This is a genomic window from Microcystis sp. M169S2, assembly GCF_020245865.1.
Lineage (GTDB): Bacteria > Cyanobacteriota > Cyanobacteriia > Cyanobacteriales > Microcystaceae > Microcystis > Microcystis ichthyoblabe_A.
This window is the reverse complement of record NZ_JADBUB010000066.1, coordinates 1-22687: the sequence shown is the minus strand read 5'-3', so window position 1 is coordinate 22687 and position 22687 is coordinate 1. Positions and strand designations below refer to the sequence as shown.

Genomic DNA, 22687 nt, shown 5'->3' with positions numbered 1-22687 from the left:
CCCAACTTATTTAATGCGTCCGAGGGGCAAGAAAATGGTTAAAATCTCACCTTCTTCGGGTTTTTCACGCACAATCAATTTACCTCCCAAAGCTTGAAAAAGGTTTTTAGTCACCTTCATATTCAGGCTTAAACTACCCGTTTCTGGTTGAAACATTAAGACTTTTCCTAAAGCTTTGAGAGTAAGATTAGGCGATTTTACCTGAGTTTGGAACTGCATTTTTAATTGATTTCCTGCCGTTGATATATGTACTTGCAACAGGCCACCACTAGCCATACTGCGAGTACATTTTTCCACGACTCCATTTAACATTTGATCCAATAAATTCGGGTCAGTAATTACCGAAGGCAATTTTTTCGGTACATTAACTTCTAAATTGACATTGCGCCGTTTAGCCTGTTTTTGCCACCGAGGAATACTATCTTGAAAGACTTTTTCTAGAGCAATTGGAATTAATTGAATTGGTTTATCCCCCAGAGGATTAATCCCCAATTCTGCGGCTCGGAAAATTAATTCCATGCGCTGAATTTGTTCACTACATTCTAAATCGATCGTTTCTAAATATTTTCCCACATCTTCCGTTACTTTAGCCCGTTTTAATAATAATCGGGTAATGGTGCGAATGGTGGTTAAAGGGGTGCGAATTTCGTGGGTTAAAGCTCGCAATAATTCCAAATCACAACCCGATTCTAAATTAGAATTATCTTCCTTTGGCGGAGTGATTTCGGCATTGATAGGCGATTTCGTTTTTTTCAGGTCTAAATTAGGCTGGTTGGGTAAATTTTGCAGTAATTGGCGGCTAAATTGGCTAACTAGACGATAATCCGGCGAGGGACTGCCATTAGCCTCGATAATTGCCTCTAAAGTCTCGATTTGCGGATAACGCAGATTAACTAATCGTTGCCGCAACTGCTGCCAAGCTTGCTGAGTGAGGACGGGATCAAAGGAAAATTGAAAAGAGGACAAACCCCACTGATCCTCGCCTAAAACCAGCAAAAGAGAGAAACTTTCGCTAAAAACCAGACAAAATCTTTCATTAGCAATCGGATCCGTTGGCAAGAGGGGTAATTCATGGATCTCTGTTGGGGAAATATCGGCGGCGGATTTTTCCTGAGAAGGCAATTGCAAACCCAGCCATTGTAAATGTTTTAAAGCTTTAACGGTGAAAACACCAAATTCAAAACCCGTTAAAGCCTTGCTTTCTCTGACTAAAGCCGTCGGACCGGAGAGAATTAAACCCCGACTGGCGGCATTATTTGGGTTTTGTAATAAGATATTTTCTAAAGATGCGATCGCTGCGAACCACTCACTTTCCGCTTTCAGTTGCGAGCGCTTGAGCCATTCTGATAAATTAGGATAAAAAGCATTGGGGGTGAAGGTTTCCCGGTCCTGATGGTCAGTTGGCGGGAAAATATCGCTTAATTTCGGTAAAGACCCCTTTAACATCGTCTTCATCACTGACTAGATACAAATTCCTTACCTAGAATAGTACCCCCGTTAATGCTCATCCCATAACGGTAAAACCGAACTCTATTGGCAGTGATATCCGCGTTTTGATAACAGTTATCTTAATGGTGAGGTACAAAGTTTTGCTTTTGGGGAGTCGGTAGTCGATAGCAAATTAGGTTAGACTTGATCTTGAGCAGAAAGGCTGTCAATCGGCTTAATGATTTGTAATATAGGTTAGTCCAGTTGATCACCTATGCCAGTTGTGGGGTTCGTGGCTCAATTCAACCTCGATAAGTCTGATATTTAATTACACCTCCCCACTTATGTATTTTTTTGTTACATTTAAGTATTTTTTGCCTATCTATAGTTATCATTAAATGAGTTAAAGTGTTCCCAAATGATTTCCCTAACTAACCGATCTTTGCTCCCAAACCCTTTGTCCTTGACGTTAGGTCAATGGGAGGAATCATCGGGTCTTGGAGGGACTAACATAAATGAGCGTCAAAACTTGGAAAAATTTATGCAAAATATTTCTCCAAAAAGTTTAACCTACGTTGATTGGTATAGGCGTAATCCTGTTTATCCTTAGCAGCAAATACAAGATCAAGATTATTCTTTTAATTCATTAAGGAGGCTCTTCATTGAAAACTAGCGCAGTGATCAGAACATCAATTATAACCATAATAGGAACTATTTTAGTTGCCTGTGGAGTTTCCCTTGAAGAATATCAGAAGTTTGCCAAATCTGGTCAGGAATACGCCACCGCTCTTGATAGCCTGTTAGTTATTTCTGGTAATTATTTTGTGGATGCTAATTCAGAAAATTTGATTGCTAATGATTTACAGGATCAAGATAGAGACAGTAGTAACTATGCTGAGACTACCAAAGAAGATGATGAGTGGCTCACTTTAATTGCCGAAATGCGTCAACACAACCGTCTATTAAAAGAATACTTTTTTGCCTTAGAAGATTTAGCCACTTCTAATGCTCCTCAAGAAGCGAGAAAAGCGACTGATAATATTTTTAAACAGTTAAATAGTATCAGTAACAGTATTCAGGCTAACCCTAGAGTTGGTTCGATTCCTGTACCTTCAATTCCTGAGATTATCCTCAGTCAAAAAATCAAGGGTGAACTAAGGAAAGAACTAGAGGCAAGGAAGGAAGCAATTTATCGAGAAATTGCTATACAGGAGGCTTTACTGAAACTGCTTACTAGTCAGATTAAAACTGATTTAAAGGATATTCAAAACCTGAAAGATGAGCGTTCTGTTTTACCCGCATTTGCTGCTGAACAACCAATTGAAAAACCCGATGATTGGATAATTAGACGCAGACAAATTAGAACGATGACTCTTTCAGTTCAAGGGTTAGATGACGCAACTAAAGCAACAGAATCTTTTAAGGAGTCTTTTAAATTGCTCTTGGAAGATAGATTTACCATCGGACGTGCCAATGCTTTATTATCTGAGATCGAATCTCTCATCAACGTATCGGAAGATTTAAAAAGCTCAATCAACCAAAACAAGACGACCACAGGATTAAAAGACAATGACCACAAATACTGATAGACAAAAATTTCTCGATGAAATTAGTGCAATTCAAAATCAATTGACCATTCCTGGTATTCTGGGTAAGTTTCCTAATGATGACCAAAAAAGGCAATTTAAGCAGTTTCGTACAGAGTGGAGAGGACTTGTCAATAAAACTCGTATCGATATTGCTAATATTTTAGTTAATGAACTAAAAGCTAATGAAATTGAACTAAATGAAGGAATAGATGCTATCAATAAAGAAATAAAAAAACTTGATGATACGGTTGGTTTTCTAAACCTTTTGGGTAGAACAATCGAAATCCTTGGCAGAATTATTAAACTTTAGTTTATGTCACTGCTTTTTGTAATAGTTCAATATTAAAATTAACTATAAGTTATCCATTATACTAGGGTAACTTATCCTTTTTAAAGCAAGTTTACAAGGGATGCTTGTAAACTTTTCTACCAGTCATTGCCTACTTGGCGTTGCTGAATCAAGACATGGATAAGCTAAGACGCATTTTAACCACCTATGCTTAGATTAGCTGAATCTCCTCCAATCCCTTTACTGCTGCAAGAGTGCAAGAGTACCTCATCTCAACAAGCAATAAATTAAATCTAATGAAAACGATCCAAGAAAAAAGTAGCTCAAGTCTATGTATAGCGTTTCTAATTCACAAGAGGTACATTCCCGATCCTGAACAGCTTAATCAGCAAAGGTTTAAGTGTGCCGCACAGATGGGAGAACCGCTATATATAAAGACATAGAGTGCAATAGTACATTCAAAAAAGATAGCGAAAACAGTTGTTATTTGATATAATCTTAGAAAGTCTTGGTACTCTAATTATGACACTCGACAAACTTTTGAAATTAGGAGAAATTAGTTATTTAAACCAGTCCTTTCTCAGATTATTCCTAGTGATTTCTTGTCTTTTTGTCTTTTATTGCCTATAATTTTCCTCACTTTTCTCATTAACAAGGAGAATACAATCATGCAACCTCTCAACTTTTCTATTATCCAAGAAATCAAACATCAAGGAATTTGTGATGCTTCTGCAGCCACTGCTTTAGGAGAAAATAAATTTGTTGTTGGTAATGATGAGGCGGATCCAGAATTAGGTAATATTCTCTGGATTTATTCCTCTCAAGAGTCGGGAAAAGCACTGGAAACAATTGACATTAATAGTTGGCTTAAAAACTATCCTAAAAATAAAGAAATCGACTTGGAGGGGGTAACTGTACTAAATGACATAATCTATTGGATTACTTCTCATGGCCGCAATAAAAATGCTGAACGAAAACTCCCTCGCCATCAATTTTTTGCTAGTAAAATTACCGATGACGGCTCTAGTATAGTTCAAGTGGGTGAGTCTTATACTCAGTTAGTCTTGCGCGATATTATCGAAGACTCTCAATTGGCTAAAATATTTGATTTCAAAACAGCAGAAACCAAAGCTCCCAAAGCTAAAGGTGGATTAAATATTGAAGGTTTAACGGCAACTCCAGACGGAAATATCTTAATCGGTTTTCGTAATCCTATATCAAACGATAAAGCTCTTTTATTAACTCTAAAAAATCCTCAAGGTTTAGTTATTAATTCCACCAATGCTCGGGCTGAATTTGGTGATCCTATCTTGTTAGATTTGGGAGGATTAGGAATTCGTAGCATTGAATTTTGGCCAGCTTTAGAAGTATATTTAATTATTGCTGGAGAATTTCATGGAGGCGATCAATTTGTTTTCTATACTTGGTCAGGAAAAAAAGAAGATGCACCAGAAAAGATAGAATCACTGCAATTCCCTGACGGTTTTCGTCCAGAAGCTTTGTTGTTTTATCCCCATTTCCAAGATCGCTTTCAGATTTTAAGCGATGATGGTACAATCGAGCGGGTTGGTAATATTCCCTGTAAAGATATTACCGATAAAAATAATCCCGAAAAATATTTCCGTAGTATTTGGGTAAAAGTTAATTAATACCAATTCTCACCCATAAAAACTACAGATCGAATTATCGAATTTAAGTTCCCATTTCCCCTTTTTCCCATTTTAAGGGAGACGAAGGCAGGGGGATCGAACTCTTGTAGCCGGATTTTGGAGAATTGATATAATTAGACATTCCTCTTAGTGGAACCTCAACAAAACCTAGAACAAAAATAGCTTTCAACCCATATAAAGATAAGCTTTAAGCTCAAAAAAACCGTTGATCACGTCTTCTCAATGGTTTTTTGTCCTAGAAGCTCTATTAACCTTTTTCTCTTATCCAGAGGACTTCTGGGTTCGCAAAGGGACAAAAAAGTGTGGAGAATCCTCCCATAATCGCTACAATTTTTCTAGAGGCTAAGTATTGCCCTCATTTAAGTTCTTTTGTACTCATTAAAAACCATGAAAATTCTTCACGGTACTTGGATTCCCCAATCAACGGATGAATTTATTCAGAAGGGTAGCTTTTATCTTTGGGGAGAAACTAGCACCCCGAAAAAGAGTCGCACCACTGCTAATAATTATCATCCTTTTCAGTTAAGCAAAGAAGAATTAACTAGCTTTCTCACCGGAGAATTAGGAATAGTTCAATCGAATTATAATCCTCTTAGTCGGCAATTTGTCCCCCGCTACTTTCTTTTACCTAGCCAGGATAATCAACCTTTACCCTCCTTAGAATTACTGCGTTATCTAGAAAAAGAACCCCCAGAAAATAGCCAATGGCAATCTTGGCAAATTGATTGTTATCCTCTTAATCCTGTACTTAAACTGCTCAATGATCTGCACTTTATCTGTCTTTACAACTCCTCAGAGATTCAGTTAGGAGCAGATTTACTTTTTTGGTATCACTACAGTCAAGCTTTTAGAGAAATAATTCTTAAAGATAACTATATTCCTGCCTTTAAATATCGAGAATTAGCCACAAATAACCAGAAAAACGCTCACTTTGCCATCTATCCTCTTTGGGAAATTATATCGGCAACCTACGAAACAAATCTCGATCGCTATCTCGAATATCTTCCCCGCATTTGTCTTGCCGGTGCTGAAAATCCCCATGCTTCACCACAATTATACGATCCCAAAACCCTACTCCGGCACTTCTCCGAATGTCTCCTCAATGAAATTGTCACTAACACGGCAATTCCTGCCAGTTTTGAGAAAAAAATTAGCGAAACAATTATAGGTGATTGCTTCTCTGTGACTAAGGCTGCTGGATTTCTGCAAACCGCTGCCGCTTTAGAAAAATATCAACAGTGGCAAACTTGGAGACAGCAATTACTAGGAGACCAAAATATATCTAGTTTTAGCCTTGGTTTTAAACTAACGGAAGCACCAGAAAATAATATTGAACAGTGGCAAATTACCTTTATCCTCATCTCTAAACAAGACCCCTCCCTGCGATTAGAATTAGACCAATATTGGTATGCAGTACCCGAAAATAGAACAAGCATACAAGCGCATTTTGGTCAAGATTTAGACAAAAATATTTTACTAAGTTTGGGTTATGCTGCCCGTATTTATCCCCCCATTTGGCAAGGATTAGAAACGGATAAACCGACGGGATTTTATCTCAACCTTACAGAAGCTTTTACTTTCTTAAAAGAAACTGCTTGGATTTTAGAAGATGCGGGATATAAGGTAATTATTCCCGCTTGGTGGACTCCCCAAGGTCGTCAACGCGCCAAAGTTCGGCTAAAAACTACTTCTAAATCGGGGAAATCTACCCCCGTTAGTAAAGGGATTTTTAGCCTCGAAAACATCATTGAATATCAATATGAATTAGCCATCGGTGAAGAAACTATTACCCAAGAGGAATGGCAACAATTAATTAACACCAAAACACCCTTAGTTAAATTTCGAGGTCAATGGGTAGAACTAGAACAAAATAAAATGCAGCAAATGCTGGATTTTTGGCAGAAATATCAGCAGGAAAATCCTGAGATGAATCTGATTGAATTAATGAAAAAAGCTGCCGAATATCCAGAGGAGATTATTGTTGAAACCGATGAATTTTTGGGTTCTATGCTAGAGAAATTACAAAATCCTAGTCAACTAGAACCGATCGAAAATCCTCCCCAATTACAAGGAACGCTGCGGGAGTACCAAAAGCGCGGGGTTGCTTGGATTCAATACCTAGAACAATTGGGGTTAAATGGTTGTCTTGCTGACGATATGGGATTAGGAAAAACCCTACAGGTAATTGCTAGATTGATTGGGGAAAGAGAGGGAGATAATAAGGTTTTACCAACTCTGCTAGTTGCACCCACTTCTGTGGTGGGAAATTGGGCAAAAGAAATTGAAAAATTTGCCCCCCATCTTCAGGTTTTAATTCATCATGGTAGTAAGCGCTATCAAGATGAGAGCGAATTTCAGATAGTAGCTAGTCAAAAGGATATCGTCATTACTTCTTTTACCTTAGTTCGCAAGGATTTGAAATTATTTAACTCGCAATCCTGGCAACGTTTAGTAATTGATGAAGCACAAAATATCAAAAATCCTAAAGCGGCACAAACTAAAGCAATCTTGAGTTTATCTGCACAACATCGTCTCGCATTAACGGGAACTCCAGTAGAAAATAGACTGCTTGATTTATGGTCAATTTTTAACTTCCTTAACCCTGGTTATTTAGGTAAAGAAACTCAATTTCGTAAAGCTTTTGAAGTGCCAATCCAAAAACAAAATGATCGTCTCCAGTCCACGGTTCTCAAAAAATTAGTGGAACCTTTTATTCTGCGTCGGGTAAAAACCGATAAGCAGATAATTAAAGATTTACCTGACAAAGTGGAAAACAAACAGTATTGTAATTTAACTAAAGAACAAGCTTCTCTCTACGAAGTTGTCATCAAAGAAGTGGAAAAACAATTAGAAGAAGCGGAGGGAATAAAACGCAAAGGATTAATTTTATCTACCCTGATGCGCTTGAAACAAATTTGTAATCATCCCCGTCAATTTTTACAGGATAACAGTGCTTTTACTCCTGAGCGATCGCATAAGTTAGAGCGTTTGGGAGAAATGCTAGAAGAAGTAATTTTAGAGGGAGATAGTCTGCTAATTTTCACTCAATTTACTGAAATCGGTGACTCCTTACAAAAGTACCTCAAACAAACTTTTCGCTATAATACTTATTATCTTCACGGGGGGACTTCTCAACCAAAACGAGAACAAATGATCGAAGAATTTCAAAATTCCGAAACAGAACCTTCCGTATTTATTTTATCCTTAAAAGCTGGGGGAGTTGGCATTACTTTAACCAAAGCAAATCATGTTTTTCATTTTGATCGTTGGTGGAATCCTGCGGTGGAAAATCAAGCAACCGATCGCGCTTTTAGAATTGGTCAACAAAAAAATGTTTTCGTGCATAAATTTGTCACATTGGGAACCTTAGAGGAAAGAATTGATGAAATGATCGAGGAAAAGAAAAAGGTAGCTAATGCTATTGTTAGTAATGATGAATCCTGGTTAACGGAATTAGATAACGAAAGTTTTCGTCAGTTAATCGCATTGAATAAACAGACAATTATTTAATCGAGGTAAACCCATGAATAAATTTAGTAAAACTTGGTGGGGACAACGCTTTATAGAAGCATTAGAGGAATTTACCGACTCAGCACGCTTGAGTCGAGGACGTTCCTACGCTAAAAATGATAAAGTCAAGAATTATACAATTGATGGTAATTTAATTACTGCTCAGGTGCGAGGTTCCATTAATCCCTACTTTGGAGTTTACAAAGAACCTTTGTATAAGGTGAGTATCGAGATTAAACCAATTACTAAAGCAGAGTGGTCACAAGCTTTATATAATCTTGGTTCAAGAGCGAGTATGATCTCTAAACTGCTGCTCAAAGAAGTTCCCGATAATATTGATGAAGCATTTAGCGATCTGAATCTGCACTTATTACCCCACAGTCAAAAGGATTTTATCACCAATTGTTCCTGTCCCGATTGGGAAAATCCCTGTAAACATATTGCTGGAGTTTATTACCTCGTTGCTTCCCAATTAGATCAGGATCCTTTCCTCTTATTTGAATTACGCGGTATCTCTCGTCAAAAATTACTGCAAGAGTTAGCAAAAACTCCCCTTGGTAAGCTGCTTTCCTCCTCCATCCAAGAGGAAAAAATTCCTCTTAACCCTGTCACTTCCTATCACACTAAACCCGAAACCATACCAGCAGCAGAAACAATTGATCTCAAAGAATTTTGGCACTCTCATCACCGTTTACCAGAAAATCCTCAGTTAGTTAAAGCCGCAACTATTCCCGCAATTGTCATTAAAAAAGCCGGTGATTATCCTGCATTTTGGGATAAGGATACTTCCTTTATCGAGGTAATGGAAGAAATGTATCAACGTGTACGCAATAAAAACGCTGGTATGTTATAATTAGGTAGGTGTTAAAAATTGTCAGACACCCCTCTTATTAAGAGTGGATTAAAGGGGAATTAAGGGAGGATCAGAAGTTTGAAAAAGCATTCTATTTTTTAAGACAAGCAGAATCTATGAACCAAGAATCTCTCAGCTTTGTCCCTGGGAATGTCAAGTTAGCCGATCGCTTTTTAGTTTGTGGATTGGGTAGTCTCGGACAACACTGCGTCAAGTCTTTAAAAGAGTTTGGGGTTAGCGTCGTCGGTATCGAACTAATACAGCCTCCCAGTTGGGAAATTAATGATTTTCCCGATTTATTAGAGGAAATAATTATCGGTGATTGTCGTCAAAAAAACATTTTAGCAAGAGCGGAAATCGATCGCTGTCGGGCTGCTTTAATTGTCACCAGTGATGAGCGAATTAATGCCACTACTGCCCTAATTATTCGGCAATTAAATCCCCTTACCCGCTTAGTGGTGCGTTCTTCTAAAGATAATCTCAATCATCTACTTAAGGAACGTTTAGGCAATTTTATCGCCTATGAACCCACCCAACTACCTGCCAATGCCTTTGCTTTAGCCACATTAGGCACAGAAACCCTCGGTTTTTTGCATCTCGACGGTCAGAAATTGCGGATTATCCAGAGACAAATTAGCCCCGAAGATGGTTTACTCGATCGCTTTTTAGGTGATTTAAATACCCCCACCCGTCGTCTGTTAGCACACACAGCCCCCGATGAACCTTTAAGGGCCGGATTTTATCAATGGTCTCCCACCACCACTATCGGGGCCGGTGATACCATTACCACCATCGAAACTACCTACCAAAACATCGATGCTGTCCGCCAGAAACCGTCAAATTATCGCCAGAAGTTGCGGTATTTTTGGCAAAAATTGCTCAAAGAAATCCAACAATTCTGGCAATTGAGTTTTCAGCAGCAAATTCACCGGGTGGCTTTCATGTCAGTATTTATCATTATCCTGCTGGTAATTATCGGGACTTTTCTTTTCCATCTCTACGCCCCGAGAGCTTCCTTTATTTCCTCTCTTTCAGGAACAGCGATTCTTTTATTAGGTGGTTACGGCGATGTTTTCGGTGGCTCTAACCCCGAAGATTTAAATGCGGTTCCCTGGTGGATGCAGCTATTTAGTCTCTTTTTAACCTTAGCTGGAACCGCTTTTATCGGGGTTCTCTATGCCATTTTGACAGAAACTTTATTATCATCAAGATTTCAATTTATCCCTAACCGTCCCCCAGTTCCCCAACAGAATCATATCGTTATTGTTGGCTTAGGTCGAGTCGGCAGAGAAGTGGCTAATTTATTACTAGAAATGCAACAGGCGATCATCGGGGTCAGCTTAAATAGGGATTTTGATGCGACTATCCTGCCAAAAATGCCCCTGATGACGGGAAATATCGAAGAATCTTTAAAAAATGTCAATTTAGATAGGGCTAAAAGTATAGCCATCGTTACCGATGACGAAATCCTCAATTTAGAAGTGGCCCTAACCACCCGCAAACTCAACCCCCAAAGCTACTTAGTCATCCGCACCACCGACGACACCCTTAGTCAACAATTAAGTCAAATTCTGCCCCGCTCTCACATTTTAGGAACCAACACCGTAGCGGCAGAAGCCTTTACGGGAGCGGCTTTCGGAGAAAATATCATCTATCTGTTCCGTTGGGCGCAAAAAACGATTCTGGTGACGGAATACGAGATCGAAGCTGGGGATACTCTCAATGGTAGCTCGCTCGGGGATATTGCCTACGGTTATCGAGTCGTGCCGATCCTACACCAACGAGAACGGCAAGCCCCGAAATTAATGCCCGAAGATTATCTCAATTTACGCATCGGCGATCGCATTGTAGTGCTGGCCACTATCAACGGACTGCGACGGGTGGAACAGGGTCGTCGCACTCCCAAAACTTGGCGCGTGCGGGTGGAAAAAGCCTTTAACCGCAATATTGCCGCAGAAGCACCCACCGTGATCAGTCGTTTTTCTAATTGTCCCCTGAAAACCGCCAGTGATCTCATGGAAAATTTGCCAGCGACTCTCGGCGCTCCTCTCTACGAACAGCAGGCGATTCGATTAGTTTCCGAGTTAAAAAAAATTCAAGTTCAAGCCTTGGCCATTCCGATTAACCCGAAATCGGGGTAAATGGGAGTTATACTTTTTTTGTCAAACTAGAAGGCTCTCTCGGTCTTTTTTTATGCAGTTAAAGTGACCGTAGCCTTGGCAGTTTGTCCGGAATCAGAAGTAGCAGTAATAGTAATTTTATCCCCAGGATTTCCTTGTGCAGGTGCAGTGTAGGTAAATTTGGCATCAGTGGTATTTTTATCAATTTTACCGCTGTCTGGCGGTGAGATTGTGATGGTGTAGTTACCAACGGGATTAATGCTAAATTCCTGGATTTTATTTAATGCTAAATTTTGGCTAGGCGGAGCGATCAAAATCGCTGGAGGTAGTCCCTGTCCAGTAGAACTAGCCTCTACAATTACTTTTTTCTCTACTTGACTAATTAAATCGGGAATAAGACGTTCGCTAAATCCAGCCACAAAAGCCATTGCCAAAAGTCCATATAAATAGGTGTCATTCCCCTTATCTTCAGTGCTACGCCGAATATCTATGGGAAAAATGTTAGAGTTAAGAATTAGCAGAATAAAGAAAGCGAAACTTCCCCCTAAAATGGGTTTGGTTAAACCAATTAACAATGGCAAGAGGTCATCGTCATATTTTTGATTTTTGGGATTATCAAAATCTTGCAAACGAGTTAGAAGACTAACTCCTCCCCCTAAAGTGCCTGTTATCCACATCAAACGTATAATTGTTATTACTCCGTCCTCGGTATTTGAGCTATTTTTTCCCTGAGTATTTTGGTTACCTTCTCCCTGAGTATTTTGGTTACCTTCTCCCTGAGTATTTTGGCTACTTTCTCCCTGAGTATTTTGGTTACTAGATTTTATGATTGGAGGTAAGGAGAGTAACTCTTTCACCGGAGAGAAGTTCATAATGAACCAATTTACAGGTAAAGCGAACACTAATCCAATTAAAACTTTTGTAGGTATTTTGAAAGAATGGAAAAGATTATCTCTGAAGTTTGCTAAACCACTAAACCAAGAACCTTTTTGGATTTCTCTTAATCCCGTTGTTGCAGCATAGCGTAATTTTTGTGCCAAAATAATATTAGGTTGACCTGTTAAAGATTTAATCGCCATTTCCCCGGCATCTACCACCGACTTTACTTGCATGATATCACAAGGTTTGGAAATGTTCTTGAGTTCCACCTGTGCCATCCCTAGTATTTTAATTAATTTGGCTAATTCTCCCTGTACTTCCCGGTCTAATTCTTGAGTGCATCCCGCTACTTGTTCTTGGGTTTTTCCCAGTAAAATATCAATTCTTTTATTTAGTTTGATCACCTCATCTCTAGCTTTAATTTCATTGATTAAATCGTCTAAAGTTTGAAATAAAACACTTGCTTCTTGTAGTTGTGCAAAATTATCTTTAAATTCCTTGACTAACTTTTCAAAGGGTTCATCTACTTCAGGAATTGAACTATATTTGCCTAAGTTATCCTTCAGTTCAGCAATCAAAGACTCATTTTTCTTTTGTAATTCCACAGTGGCGGAAAATTTAACCAAAGTATCTTTAACTTTTGTTTGCCAAGCAGTTAGCTTTTCCTTGAGTTTTGGCAAGTTTGCATCGTTAGCATTAGCATCGAATAGAGTCGTAATTGTTGCAACTAAACTATCAGTTTCTTGGCTGAAAGTATCAAGAGGAGTTTCTGAACTTTTGCCAGTAGATAAAAGGTTGATTGTCTCCACAAGCTGCTCTGTATGAGCTATTATTTGTTTTTCTAATTCTTCTCTGCTAGGTAAAGGGTCTGAAAAAGTTAATCCACCTAGTTTTTGAATAAGTTCATCTTTTAAATTCTTCGTTTCTTGAATGATATCTGTGGCTTCTTTTTGGTGAGCTAATTTAACTTTCAGAATAAATTCATTAATTTTTTGTTCGATAGCAGGATTAAGATTAATCATGATTGTCTTCTCCTAAAAAAAGGCGAAAATGGGCTAAAATTCGATTATCTCCCCGATGCTACAATAGTTATCATTGATTTTCTGCAATTATTCATAAATCTTGATAAATTTTTATTTTTTTAACTCAATTCAGTCTGCCGTGGGGAGATAACACCCTGATCTCCTCAATGACCGCACACCTAGATTAGCACTCAAGCCCTAAGAGTGCTAAATTAACTATAAGGAGTCCTATTACAACAGCGATACCATGTCCAAAATCATTGCCTTTAAAGATGAATCCCGTCGCGCCCTAGAAAGAGGTGTCAACGCCTTGGCCGATGCGGTAAAAATCACCCTCGGTCCGAAAGGACGCAATGTCTTGTTAGAAAAGAAATACGGCGCCCCCCAGATCGTTAATGACGGCATCACCGTCGCCAAAGAAATCGAATTGTCCGATCCCCTCGAAAACACCGGGGCGAGATTAATTCAGGAAGTAGCGGCAAAAACCAAAGATTTAGCGGGAGATGGCACCACTACCGCCACCATCATCGCCCAGGCTTTAATTAAAGAAGGTCTGAAAAACGTTACCGCCGGGGCCAATCCCGTCGCTTTAAGACGCGGACTAGACAAAACCATCGCCTATCTGGTGGAAGAAATCGCCGCCGTCGCTAAACCGATCGCTGGAGATGCGATCGCTCAAGTGGCCACCGTTTCTTCCGGCAACGACGAAGAAGTGGGACAAATGATCGCCACCGCCATGGAAAAAGTCACCACCGATGGCGTAATCACCGTGGAAGAATCGAAATCCTTAACCACCGAATTAGAAGTAGTGGAAGGGATGCAGATCGATCGCGGTTATATCTCTCCCTATTTCATCACCGATCAAGAAAGACAGATCGTCGAGTACGACAACCCTCTGATCCTGATTACCGATAAAAAAATCAGTGCGATCGCTGAATTAGTCCCCGTCCTCGAAGCCGTTGCCCGTCAAGGTCGTCCCCTATTAATTATCGCCGAAGATGTGGACGGCGAAGCCTTAGCCACTCTAGTGGTCAACAAGGCCCGGGGTGTCTTAAATGTCGTCGCCATCAAAGCCCCCAGTTTCGGGGAACGTCGCAAGGCGGTTTTACAAGATATTGCCATCCTCACCGGCGGTCGTCTGATTTCCGAAGAGGTGGGCTTAAGTCTTGACACCGTTAGCCTCGATCTGCTGGGGCAAGCGGCAAAAATCACCCTAGAGAAAGACAATACAATTATTGTCGCCTCCGGAGACAGCCGCAATAAGGCCGATGTGCAGAAACGTCTCGCCCAACTGAAAAAACAGTTAGAAGAAACCGATTCTGAATTCGATAAGGAAAAATTACAGGAACGCATCGCTAAATTAGCCGGCGGTGTGGCCGTGATTAAAGTCGGGGCAGCCACAGAAACCGAACTCAAGGATCGCAAACTCCGCATCGAAGATGCCCTCAATGCCACCAAAGCCGCCGTGGAAGAAGGTATCGTCCCGGGCGGTGGTACAACCTTGATTCATCTGGCTTCTAAGGTGAAGGCTTTCAAAGCTTCTTTGACTAACGATGAGGAAAAAGTCGCCGCCGATATCGTCGCTAAAGCCCTAGAAGCCCCCCTGCGTCAGTTAGCTAATAACGCCGGCGTGGAAGGGGATGTGATCGTGGAAGGTGTGCGCGAAACCGCTTTTAGCGTCGGTTACAATGTCCTCACCGGCAAGTACGAAGACTTAATCGCCGCCGGAATTATCGATCCGGCTAAAGTGGTGCGGTCAGCCGTTCAAAACGCCGCTTCTATCGCCGGTATGGTCCTAACGACCGAAGCCCTCGTGGTCGAAAAACCCGTTAAAGAAGCCGCAGCCCCTGATATGGGCGGCATGGGCGGCATGGGCGGCATGGGCGGCATGGGTGGCATGGGCGGCATGGGCATGATGTAATTCCTGATGCCGTCTGGCCCCTGAAAATAATCTCATTCCATTGAGCCAATCTGTCCCTTTTCTGGTTATCATCGCCATTAGGGACAGGTTTTTTTTCCTCGGGAAAAACTTTTTCAGCAGAACCTGCTTAATCTATCCTTTGCATTAGTCCAGACACTACACTAGAAAAGAAGGATTATTCCCAGAAATCATGACACTGCTGACGGTTCGATCGCTCAAAAAAGACTTCGGTATCAAGGAAATTCTCAAAGATGCCAGTTTTAGCCTCGATGATCGCGATAAAGTCGGCCTGATCGGTACGAATGGATCGGGAAAATCGACCCTATTGAAAATGATCGCCGGATTAGAATCGATCGATGGTGGCGAAATTCAAATCAATTCTGGGATGAAAATCGTCTATTTACCCCAGCAACCGGAGCTAGACGACGATAAAACGGTTTTAGAGCAGGTTTTCGCCGATAGTGGCGAAAGTATGACTTTAATTAAGGAATACGAGGAATTGTCCGATCGCCTTGTCCATGAGCCAGAAAATCTGGATACTATTATGGAACGTTTGTCAAGGGTTTCGCAACAAATTGATAAACTTGCCGCCTGGGATTTAGAAACTAACGCTAAAGTTATTTTAAGTAAACTGGGTATCGATAATTTTAATGCTCGCGTGGGAGATTTATCGGGGGGATATCGCAAAAGAATCGCCATCGCTACCGCACTTTTAGCCGATCCTGACTGTTTGTTGATGGATGAACCCACCAACCATTTAGACGCTCTTTCCGTGGAATGGTTACAGAGTTATTTGTCCCGTTTTCGGGGAGGATTATTATTAATTACTCACGATCGCTATTTTCTCGATCGAGTGACTAATCGCATCATTGAAATCGATCGGGGAGACTTATCTACTTATTCTGGTAATTATGCCTATTATCTAGAAAAAAAAGCTTTAGCGGAAGAATCGATCGCCAGTAGTCAACGCAAACACGCGGGAGTTTTGCGACGGGAATTAGAATGGTTATCCCGGGGACCAAAAGCGCGCAGTACCAAACAAAAAGCGCGGATTGATCGCATTCAGGCAATGGGTAATAAGGAATTTAAACAGGTGGAGGGAAAAGTCGATATTGCCACCGCAGGAAGACGCATCGGCAAAAAAGTTATTGAAGTAGAAAAAATCTCGAAAGCTTACGGCGATCATACTTTAATTAAAGATTTTACCTATATTTTTACCCCCGAAGATCGCATCGGTATTATTGGCAGTAACGGGGTAGGAAAATCTACTCTCATGGATATTATTACCAGGAAAACTCTCCCCGATTCAGGCACGGTTGACATCGGTTCCACTATTCATATTGGTTACTTCGATCAACAATCCGATGATCTCAATATCAACGAAAATCAAAGAGTAATCGAATATCTGAAAAGTGTGGCCGAATTAGTCAAAACCCTAGACGGTAGCGTGATTACCGCTTCCCAGATGTTAGAAAAATTTCTTTTTCCTCCCGATCAACAGTATGCACCAATTTATAAACTTTCTGGAGGGGAAAGAAGACGCTTATTTTTGCTACGAGTTTTGATGAGTGCGCCTAATGTTTTAATCTTAGATGAACCCACCAATGATCTCGATGTGCAGACTTTAGCAATTTTAGAAGAATATTTAGAGGACTTTAACGGTTGTGTGATCGTCGTTTCCCATGATCGCTATTTTCTCGATCGAGTAGTTGATACTATTTTTTCCTTTGAAACCGGGGGTAATATCCGTCAATATCCGGGTAATTATTCCCTTTATCTCGATCAGAAAAAAGAGGAGGAGGAACCAAAAGAAAAAAAAGTCACCCCAAAAACTGTTAAAGCTTTTCCCTCACCCGTCAATAAAAAAATCTCTTTTAAAGAGAAAAAAGAATACGAAGACATCGAAAAACAAATACCAATTTTAGAAGCAAAAAAAGCCGAAATTGAACAGGTACTTTATGGAGAACCCCTAGAAGATTTTACCAAAATAACCGCTCTAACCGAAGAATTAGCTCAATTGAGTCAAAAAATTGATACTTTAACCGATCGCTGGTTAGAATTAGCAGAAAAATTAGGCTAGGATGATCCCTATTTTCCCGATCGATTTAGTCAAAACTGAGTGATAATTTCCGGTGAATCATCCTCATCCATGACCAGATCTACCGACTCCACCCGCAACAGTGCCAAATTATCCTTAACCACCCCTTGAAGATAGATTTCCCCCATCCCTTCACCCCCAAGATCGATCGAGCCGAAAACTTGACCAGTTTTGGTATTAAAATTAAACTGAAAATAATTAGCCGAGGAAATTCCCTCGCTGACATTATCGTATCTAGCGATCTCTTGACCACTCTTATCATAAAAAGATACCTGAAAATCTTCTAAAACTTGCATTTTTCCCGAACCTTTTTCTGAAAAGATAGTCGGGGCCGTTTTTTCATCATAACTAAAAGAACCTTTAGCTGTATAACCCTGATTTCCCAACCATTGAAAATCGATCGTCACTGCTAAAACCCCTTGGCTATTCATGTTAGCAACTAAAAGGAAAGCTAATAGTAAAGTCAATATCCTCTTTTTCATTAGTCGGTTATTTCAGTTATCATACTAAATCCGTTGAGTATAGGATACATATTAGGACAGGCAAAAGGCAAGAGGCAAAAGGCAAAAGAGGGAATAGATAATCAGTTTTTAATAACTGGATTTAGTATCAGTGATCAATGACTACAACCAGTCTTCCGGGGAATTTCTATGAGGTACTCTGTCTGTCCCTATAAACCTTAAGAAAACTTCAATTACATGGGTACAAGAAAAGGAAACCCAAATGCTCTTTTGTGGGGGGGGGTAACTTCCGTTTGCTGATATCACCCTATTTTAAGACAAAACTCGTCAAAAACCGCCATAACGTTCCTCTAACCAGGGATCACCTCGTCGATGGTAGCCATTAAGTTCCCAGAAACCCAATTGCTCTCGATCGAGAAATTCTAAGCCATTAATCCATTTAGAACTTTTCCAAGCGTAGAGATGGGGGACAACTAAACGCAGCGGACCACCGTGGTCGGGGGTTAAAGGTTGACCAAACAGTTGAAAAGCGAAAAAATTATCCTCGTGCAGGAATTCCTCTAGGGTGAGGTTAGTGGTATAACCCCCATAACAGTGTTGCATGACGTGGGTAGCTTCCGGCAACAGGTCAATTAAGGCCATAAAATCCGATACCTTAATTCCCGTCCAAGTCACATCTAATTTTGACCAACGGGTGACACAGTGAAAATCCTTAGTAAATTCCGACTGCGGTAGGGCCATAAAATCCGACCAGTTAAAAATTTTAGTCGTGGCCACCTTTCCCCAAACCTTGAATAACCATTCCTCGGTCTTGATTTGGGGAGTATCTCCGTAGGTAAGCACAGGAAAACCACTAGCGAGATATTGGCCCGGAGGAACTCGGTCTTGATCGGGAGATTCTGGTTTTTTAAAGAATTTGCCTAACATTAGTTGAGACTCACAACGAACACCCTAAACAAATCTTAAAATATTAGGGAGCGAAAAGGTTTTCTCTACCTCACTCCCCATCATCAAGTTATTCCTCGTCTTCCCCTTCTTCTTCCTCTTTAGTGGGATAGACAAAGCTGTTAGAACGACCAGAAAGAACAGATTTACCCAAAGATAAGGCTTTTTGCGCTTCCCGAGCCGCTTGCTTTCTCCAGTGCGCTCTCCGTTGGTCGCGCTTGGCATTTGAGGTTTTCTTCTTGGGACAAGCCATAGTATTTTAACGATAGTTATAGACTCACAACCTTTCTATTCTACTCCCTATTTCCCTAATCGGCTCGCCAACTTGTCTTTATCCCCTACTCACTACTGCCCAAAATATTGATAAAACTTAATAATTATCATTGGCTTGCCTATTTATGTTTAAAATCCTATATAGCTATGTAGTCAAGTAATTTCCATCATGGTCACTACCGTCGAACCTCCCTCCCAGAAAAAAGCTGTTCTGCGCGAAACTATCCTCACCCCTCGTTTTTATACCACCGATTTTGAGGCTGCCGCTAATTTTGACCTTTCTTTGCAAGAAACCGAAATCAAAGCGATGTTAGAGGAGATGCGGACCGATTACAACCGGCATCACTTTGAACGTCAGCAAGAATTTGAGAACTATCAAGATAATCTCGATGAAAAAACGAGAAATGCCTTTATAGATTACCTAGAACGCTCCTGTATCTCCGAATTTTCTGGCTTTTTATTATTTAAGGAACTGTCACGACAACTAAAAAGCCGTAATCCCTTGTTAGGAGAGATATTTCATCTTATGGCTAGAGATGAGGCGCGTCATGCAGGATTTCTCAATAAAGCCATGGCTGACTTTAATATTTCCCTCGATCTAGCCAAAATTACTAAAACCCGCACCTACACCTTTTTCCCCCTTGAATGGGTATTATATACGGTCTATCTCTCCGAAAAAATCGGTTATTGGCGTTATATCCTCATTTATCGTCATTTAGAAGAACATCCAGAGTATAAATTTAATCCTCTTTTTAATTACTTCGAGAGTTGGTGTCAGGACGAAAATCGCCACGGAGATATCTTTAAAACCTTACTGCGAGCTAAACCACAATTGTGGAATAATTGGCGATCGAGATTATGGAGTCGTTTTTTCCTGCTTTCCGTCTTTGCTACCCATAGTTTAACTGTACGCGAACGCTCAGACTTTTATGATGCTTTGGGAATGGATGCGATCGCTTTTGATCAAGAGGTAATTCGTCAGACTAATAATACCTCCGCCCGCGCTTTTCCCACCATTTTAAATGTGGACCATCCCCAATTTTTCCCACGTTTAAACCGTTGTGCTGAACGTAATTTACAATTAAAAGCGATCGATGAAAGTAGCGCTCCTCAATGGCTAAAAACAGTCCGTAAGTTACCCTTACAGCTAGGTATCGTCGGGGATCTATTGCGATTGTATCTGATTAAACCCATAGATGCAGAAGCCACCAGAGAAATGGTACTTTAATCAGTTATCAGTTATCAGTTATCAGTTCACAGCAAAAAACTCCCCAATTTCCAATTCATAATTCATAATTCCCACACCCTACACCCCACACCCCACACCCTACACCCCACACCCCACACCCCACCCCAACGAAAAACTTTTTCAGCAGACCCTAAGTAGTCGTGCCAAATTAATTTCCTCAACCTTGACGAGAAATTCTGTAAACTTTGCTCAAAAGCTGCGTAAATTCTGTATTTTCTCTGGAAGTCTTAGATATAGCCTTTAGAATTGTGATCGTAGCGCTAGGCTAATTCAGATCAATTAAACTTCTTCCTCACTCCCGACTTTGTTAGTATCATGAAACCTAACTCTGGCCGTAAACGTTTATTATCCCTGATATCTGCTGTTTCCTGTAGTTCCCTCTTGATTTTATCCCCTCTAGCCCAGAGAGCGCAAGCAGACGATATTACGGATGCCTTAGAAGCGGTAATTGAATATACGGCTCAATTACACCAGATCAATTTTAAGTATTTGTTAAGCGATGGCCCGATAACCACTCCCTGCGGCGTAATTTCCCTAGCGGCTTTCTGCACTGTAGATAATACAGTTTACGTCAATCTCCAGCAAGTTACTCGCATTAGTGATAATCCCCTATTTCCCCTTTACGCCGTCGCTCACGAGGCCGCTCACGCTGTTCAGTGGAATCGGGGTATCGGTGGCATCGATGAAGGTGGGATGAGCATCGGCATTGAATTACAGGCCGATTGTCTAGCGGGAGATACCCTTTCTTGGTTATTTACCGAAGCAAGAAGTTTATCCAAACAGGATTATATAATAGCAGGAAAACTTCTAGCGGAAGCGGCCTCGGAAGTGGGCGATTTTGAAGCTCCCAATAACTCCCACGGCACACCACAACAGCGAGGTGATTCGGTCTTACAAGGATTCTACGGGGAAAATCATCAAGCTTGTATGCGTTAACTAGCATTCAAGGCTCTATTTCCCGTAGAATGCCTAAAAAAGCCTAAAAAACTACTGTAACCCTAACCAAGATAACAGACCTTGGCCAGTGAGATACTCGATCAACAGGGTGATCACAAAACCAATCATAGCGGCTCTACCGTTGAGGCGCTCGGCATAGTCATTAAAGCCAAATTTGGGGTCTTCTAATTTGGGGGTTTGAGTCGGTTGTGGTTCAGTCATGATCTTTACAGGCGGTTTACATTTCTTTACTATTCTAGCGGAGTTAGAAGTTAGGTTGTAACTAATTTCTAACTCCTCTCTATTTGCCCTAATCTCGACCGTTAAGAGCGATTAAAAGGCGCAGAATAAAGATAAATAGGTTGATATAAGTCAAATACATCGATAAAGCAGCACTGAGATACTGTTCATCTCTGTAGGTACGGGGCAAGATGTAAAAGTCCACCACTGCCGAGCCGGCAAACAAGAAAACCCCGATGCCAGAAATAGCGATTTCTAACCAGGTGGGAGTACCGCCACCAAAGATAGAGAAAATTAGCTGACCAATGAGAACAACAAAAAGAGCGAGAATACCGATGCTCACGGTTTGAGTCAGTGCTAAACCATCTTTTTCCGACAGATTCGAGCCGATATTCCGTCCCAACACAAAAGCGATGCCGCAACCGAGGGCAGCAATTGCCACTCCCCGCAAACCAACACCGGAAGTACCTAACGCCACATAGACGATTCCACTGAGAGTATAGCCAGAAAGAAGGCTATAGAGAGTCAGCAGGGGCAGAGCAGTGCTTTTATTGCCGCTTTCCGCACTACTACGCGCGACAAAAAATAAAATAATCTCGGCAACCAGGGCGACAAAGAAAGTCGGGAAGAAAATCTGGGGATAGGATTGGATCACACCTAAACCGCCATAGGTTCCCACCGCAGTTAAAATTAGACCACCACCGAGATAGGGCAGGGCCTTGGGGATAACATTGGGGCCGATAAGTGCTTGGCTTTTAGCCTCGCGTAAAGCTTGGCGAAAATTACTGGTATTACTCATGGTGATAGGGTGCGAGATACTTGTCTCAATCAATCTTGTTAAACAGGAACTATTCTTGATTAGTTCGTCAAGAATGCCGAATCGGAGGGAAGAAAAAAAGTAATCTTCTCCCCGGCATCGATTCCCTCTTGATTGTAACGAAAAGACTAGGAATCGAGCTAAGTAGGTAGGTATTAAAAATTGTCAGATACCCTCCTTATCAAGGCGGGATCGGCACCCCCCTTATCAAGCTATCCCTTATAGGGATCTTTCTTAACAATTTTTGCAGTAAGCACTCCAACCCTTATCCTGACTTGATTTCAGTTTTTTCTTTGTCAGTAAGGGTGTCAACAAGGAATATTACAGATTGTTAACCGAGTCTTGAAAGCCATGTGCGACAAAGGTTTGAAATGTTAAGAAAGATGT

17 protein-coding genes are annotated in these 22687 nt (G+C 40.8%); 10 read left to right on the top strand and 7 right to left on the bottom strand.

Translation table 11 applies throughout. The features are described from left to right. Nucleotides 1-6: 6 nt before the first annotated feature. Nucleotides 7-1446 carry a sensor histidine kinase gene (locus IM485_RS07025; protein WP_353846004.1) on the bottom strand — a complete coding sequence of 480 codons (1440 nt, stop codon included), beginning with the start codon at nucleotides 1444-1446 and terminating at the stop codon, nucleotides 7-9. Between the two features lie 644 nt (nucleotides 1447-2090). Between IM485_RS07025 and IM485_RS07020 the strand changes: the two genes are divergently transcribed. The 6 genes from IM485_RS07020 to IM485_RS06995 all read left to right on the top strand — a co-directional run bounded on the left by IM485_RS07020 (nucleotide 2091) and on the right by IM485_RS06995 (nucleotide 11480). Next, a complete protein-coding gene (locus IM485_RS07020; protein WP_238141954.1) occupies nucleotides 2091-3014 on the top strand; it encodes a hypothetical protein in 924 nt (307 codons plus the stop codon). Then, complete coding sequence (locus IM485_RS07015; protein WP_104396320.1) at nucleotides 2998-3327, top strand: hypothetical protein; 330 nt, start codon at nucleotides 2998-3000, stop codon at nucleotides 3325-3327. The genes IM485_RS07020 and IM485_RS07015 overlap by 17 nt, the downstream gene beginning before the upstream one ends. A gap of 647 nt (nucleotides 3328-3974) precedes the next feature. Next, nucleotides 3975-4955 carry a DUF3616 domain-containing protein gene (locus tag IM485_RS07010; RefSeq protein ID WP_287742171.1) on the top strand — a complete coding sequence of 327 codons (981 nt, stop codon included), beginning with the start codon at nucleotides 3975-3977 and terminating at the stop codon, nucleotides 4953-4955. 408 nt (nucleotides 4956-5363) lie between these two features. Beyond that, the gene (locus IM485_RS07005; RefSeq protein WP_287742169.1) at nucleotides 5364-8486 is read left to right on the top strand and encodes a DEAD/DEAH box helicase; all 3123 of its coding nucleotides are present in this window, start codon (nucleotides 5364-5366) and stop codon (nucleotides 8484-8486) included. Nucleotides 8487-8499: 13 nt separating this feature from the next. Continuing rightward, complete coding sequence (locus tag IM485_RS07000) at nucleotides 8500-9339, top strand: SWIM zinc finger family protein (RefSeq protein WP_287742167.1); 840 nt, start codon at nucleotides 8500-8502, stop codon at nucleotides 9337-9339. Between the two features lie 116 nt (nucleotides 9340-9455). Next, on the top strand, nucleotides 9456-11480 hold the full coding sequence (locus IM485_RS06995; RefSeq protein ID WP_287742165.1) for a potassium channel family protein: 2025 nt from the start codon (nucleotides 9456-9458) through the stop codon (nucleotides 11478-11480). A gap of 50 nt (nucleotides 11481-11530) precedes the next feature. Here IM485_RS06995 and IM485_RS06990 read toward each other — a convergent pair whose 3' ends face one another. After that, the gene (locus IM485_RS06990) at nucleotides 11531-13360 is read right to left on the bottom strand and encodes a coiled-coil domain-containing protein (protein WP_287742164.1); all 1830 of its coding nucleotides are present in this window, start codon (nucleotides 13358-13360) and stop codon (nucleotides 11531-11533) included. A 247-nt stretch (nucleotides 13361-13607) separates the two neighbouring features. On the opposite strand from IM485_RS06990, the gene groL reads away from it, so the two are divergent. Continuing rightward, complete coding sequence (gene groL / locus IM485_RS06985) at nucleotides 13608-15281, top strand: chaperonin GroEL (protein ID WP_002759846.1); 1674 nt, start codon at nucleotides 13608-13610, stop codon at nucleotides 15279-15281. Between the two features lie 190 nt (nucleotides 15282-15471). Then, nucleotides 15472-17361 carry an ABC-F family ATP-binding cassette domain-containing protein gene (locus tag IM485_RS06980; RefSeq protein WP_287742163.1) on the top strand — a complete coding sequence of 630 codons (1890 nt, stop codon included), beginning with the start codon at nucleotides 15472-15474 and terminating at the stop codon, nucleotides 17359-17361. Between the two features lie 29 nt (nucleotides 17362-17390). Here the strand turns inward: IM485_RS06980 and IM485_RS06975 are convergent, their stop codons facing one another. From IM485_RS06975 to rpmF, 3 genes are all read right to left on the bottom strand, one after another. After that, on the bottom strand, nucleotides 17391-17861 hold the full coding sequence (locus IM485_RS06975) for a hypothetical protein (RefSeq protein WP_287742161.1): 471 nt from the start codon (nucleotides 17859-17861) through the stop codon (nucleotides 17391-17393). A 306-nt stretch (nucleotides 17862-18167) separates the two neighbouring features. Beyond that, a complete protein-coding gene (locus IM485_RS06970) occupies nucleotides 18168-18767 on the bottom strand; it encodes a sulfite oxidase-like oxidoreductase (RefSeq protein WP_046661054.1) in 600 nt (199 codons plus the stop codon). An 88-nt stretch (nucleotides 18768-18855) separates the two neighbouring features. After that, entirely contained in the window at nucleotides 18856-19038 is a 183-nt protein-coding gene (gene rpmF, locus IM485_RS06965; RefSeq protein WP_002742494.1) for a 50S ribosomal protein L32, read from the bottom strand. Nucleotides 19039-19227: 189 nt separating this feature from the next. Between rpmF and acsF the strand changes: the two genes are divergently transcribed. After that, complete coding sequence (gene acsF / locus IM485_RS06960; protein ID WP_104396312.1) at nucleotides 19228-20286, top strand: magnesium-protoporphyrin IX monomethyl ester (oxidative) cyclase; 1059 nt, start codon at nucleotides 19228-19230, stop codon at nucleotides 20284-20286. A 336-nt stretch (nucleotides 20287-20622) separates the two neighbouring features. Next, nucleotides 20623-21243, top strand: a complete 621-nt coding sequence (locus IM485_RS06955) for a neutral zinc metallopeptidase (protein ID WP_104396311.1) — start codon at nucleotides 20623-20625, stop codon at nucleotides 21241-21243. A gap of 51 nt (nucleotides 21244-21294) precedes the next feature. On the opposite strand, the gene IM485_RS06950 is transcribed toward IM485_RS06955, so the two are convergent. Both IM485_RS06950 and IM485_RS06945 read right to left on the bottom strand, forming a co-directional pair. Further along, on the bottom strand, nucleotides 21295-21465 hold the full coding sequence (locus IM485_RS06950) for a CAB/ELIP/HLIP family chlorophyll-binding protein (RefSeq protein WP_002742489.1): 171 nt from the start codon (nucleotides 21463-21465) through the stop codon (nucleotides 21295-21297). Between the two features lie 88 nt (nucleotides 21466-21553). Next, on the bottom strand, nucleotides 21554-22282 hold the full coding sequence (locus IM485_RS06945; protein ID WP_287742155.1) for a Bax inhibitor-1/YccA family protein: 729 nt from the start codon (nucleotides 22280-22282) through the stop codon (nucleotides 21554-21556). Nucleotides 22283-22687 lie beyond the last annotated feature (405 nt).

Coding starts and splice junctions, on each gene's coding strand:
- IM485_RS06950 (WP_002742489.1), bottom strand. CDS start 21,465: ATGACTGAACCACAACCGACTCAAACCCCCAAATTAGAAGACCCCAAA.
- IM485_RS06970 (WP_046661054.1), bottom strand. CDS start 18,767: ATGTTAGGCAAATTCTTTAAAAAACCAGAATCTCCCGATCAAGACCGA.
- IM485_RS06980 (WP_287742163.1), top strand. CDS start 15,472: ATGACACTGCTGACGGTTCGATCGCTCAAAAAAGACTTCGGTATCAAG.
- IM485_RS07010 (WP_287742171.1), top strand. CDS start 3,975: ATGCAACCTCTCAACTTTTCTATTATCCAAGAAATCAAACATCAAGGA.
- IM485_RS07000 (WP_287742167.1), top strand. CDS start 8,500: ATGAATAAATTTAGTAAAACTTGGTGGGGACAACGCTTTATAGAAGCA.
- IM485_RS07005 (WP_287742169.1), top strand. CDS start 5,364: ATGAAAATTCTTCACGGTACTTGGATTCCCCAATCAACGGATGAATTT.
- IM485_RS06990 (WP_287742164.1), bottom strand. CDS start 13,360: ATGATTAATCTTAATCCTGCTATCGAACAAAAAATTAATGAATTTATT.
- IM485_RS06975 (WP_287742161.1), bottom strand. CDS start 17,861: ATGAAAAAGAGGATATTGACTTTACTATTAGCTTTCCTTTTAGTTGCT.
- IM485_RS07025 (WP_353846004.1), bottom strand. CDS start 1,446: ATGTTAAAGGGGTCTTTACCGAAATTAAGCGATATTTTCCCGCCAACT.
- IM485_RS06945 (WP_287742155.1), bottom strand. CDS start 22,282: ATGAGTAATACCAGTAATTTTCGCCAAGCTTTACGCGAGGCTAAAAGC.
- rpmF (WP_002742494.1), bottom strand. CDS start 19,038: ATGGCTTGTCCCAAGAAGAAAACCTCAAATGCCAAGCGCGACCAACGG.
- IM485_RS06995 (WP_287742165.1), top strand. CDS start 9,456: ATGAACCAAGAATCTCTCAGCTTTGTCCCTGGGAATGTCAAGTTAGCC.
- acsF (WP_104396312.1), top strand. CDS start 19,228: ATGGTCACTACCGTCGAACCTCCCTCCCAGAAAAAAGCTGTTCTGCGC.
- groL (WP_002759846.1), top strand. CDS start 13,608: ATGTCCAAAATCATTGCCTTTAAAGATGAATCCCGTCGCGCCCTAGAA.
- IM485_RS07015 (WP_104396320.1), top strand. CDS start 2,998: ATGACCACAAATACTGATAGACAAAAATTTCTCGATGAAATTAGTGCA.
- IM485_RS06955 (WP_104396311.1), top strand. CDS start 20,623: ATGAAACCTAACTCTGGCCGTAAACGTTTATTATCCCTGATATCTGCT.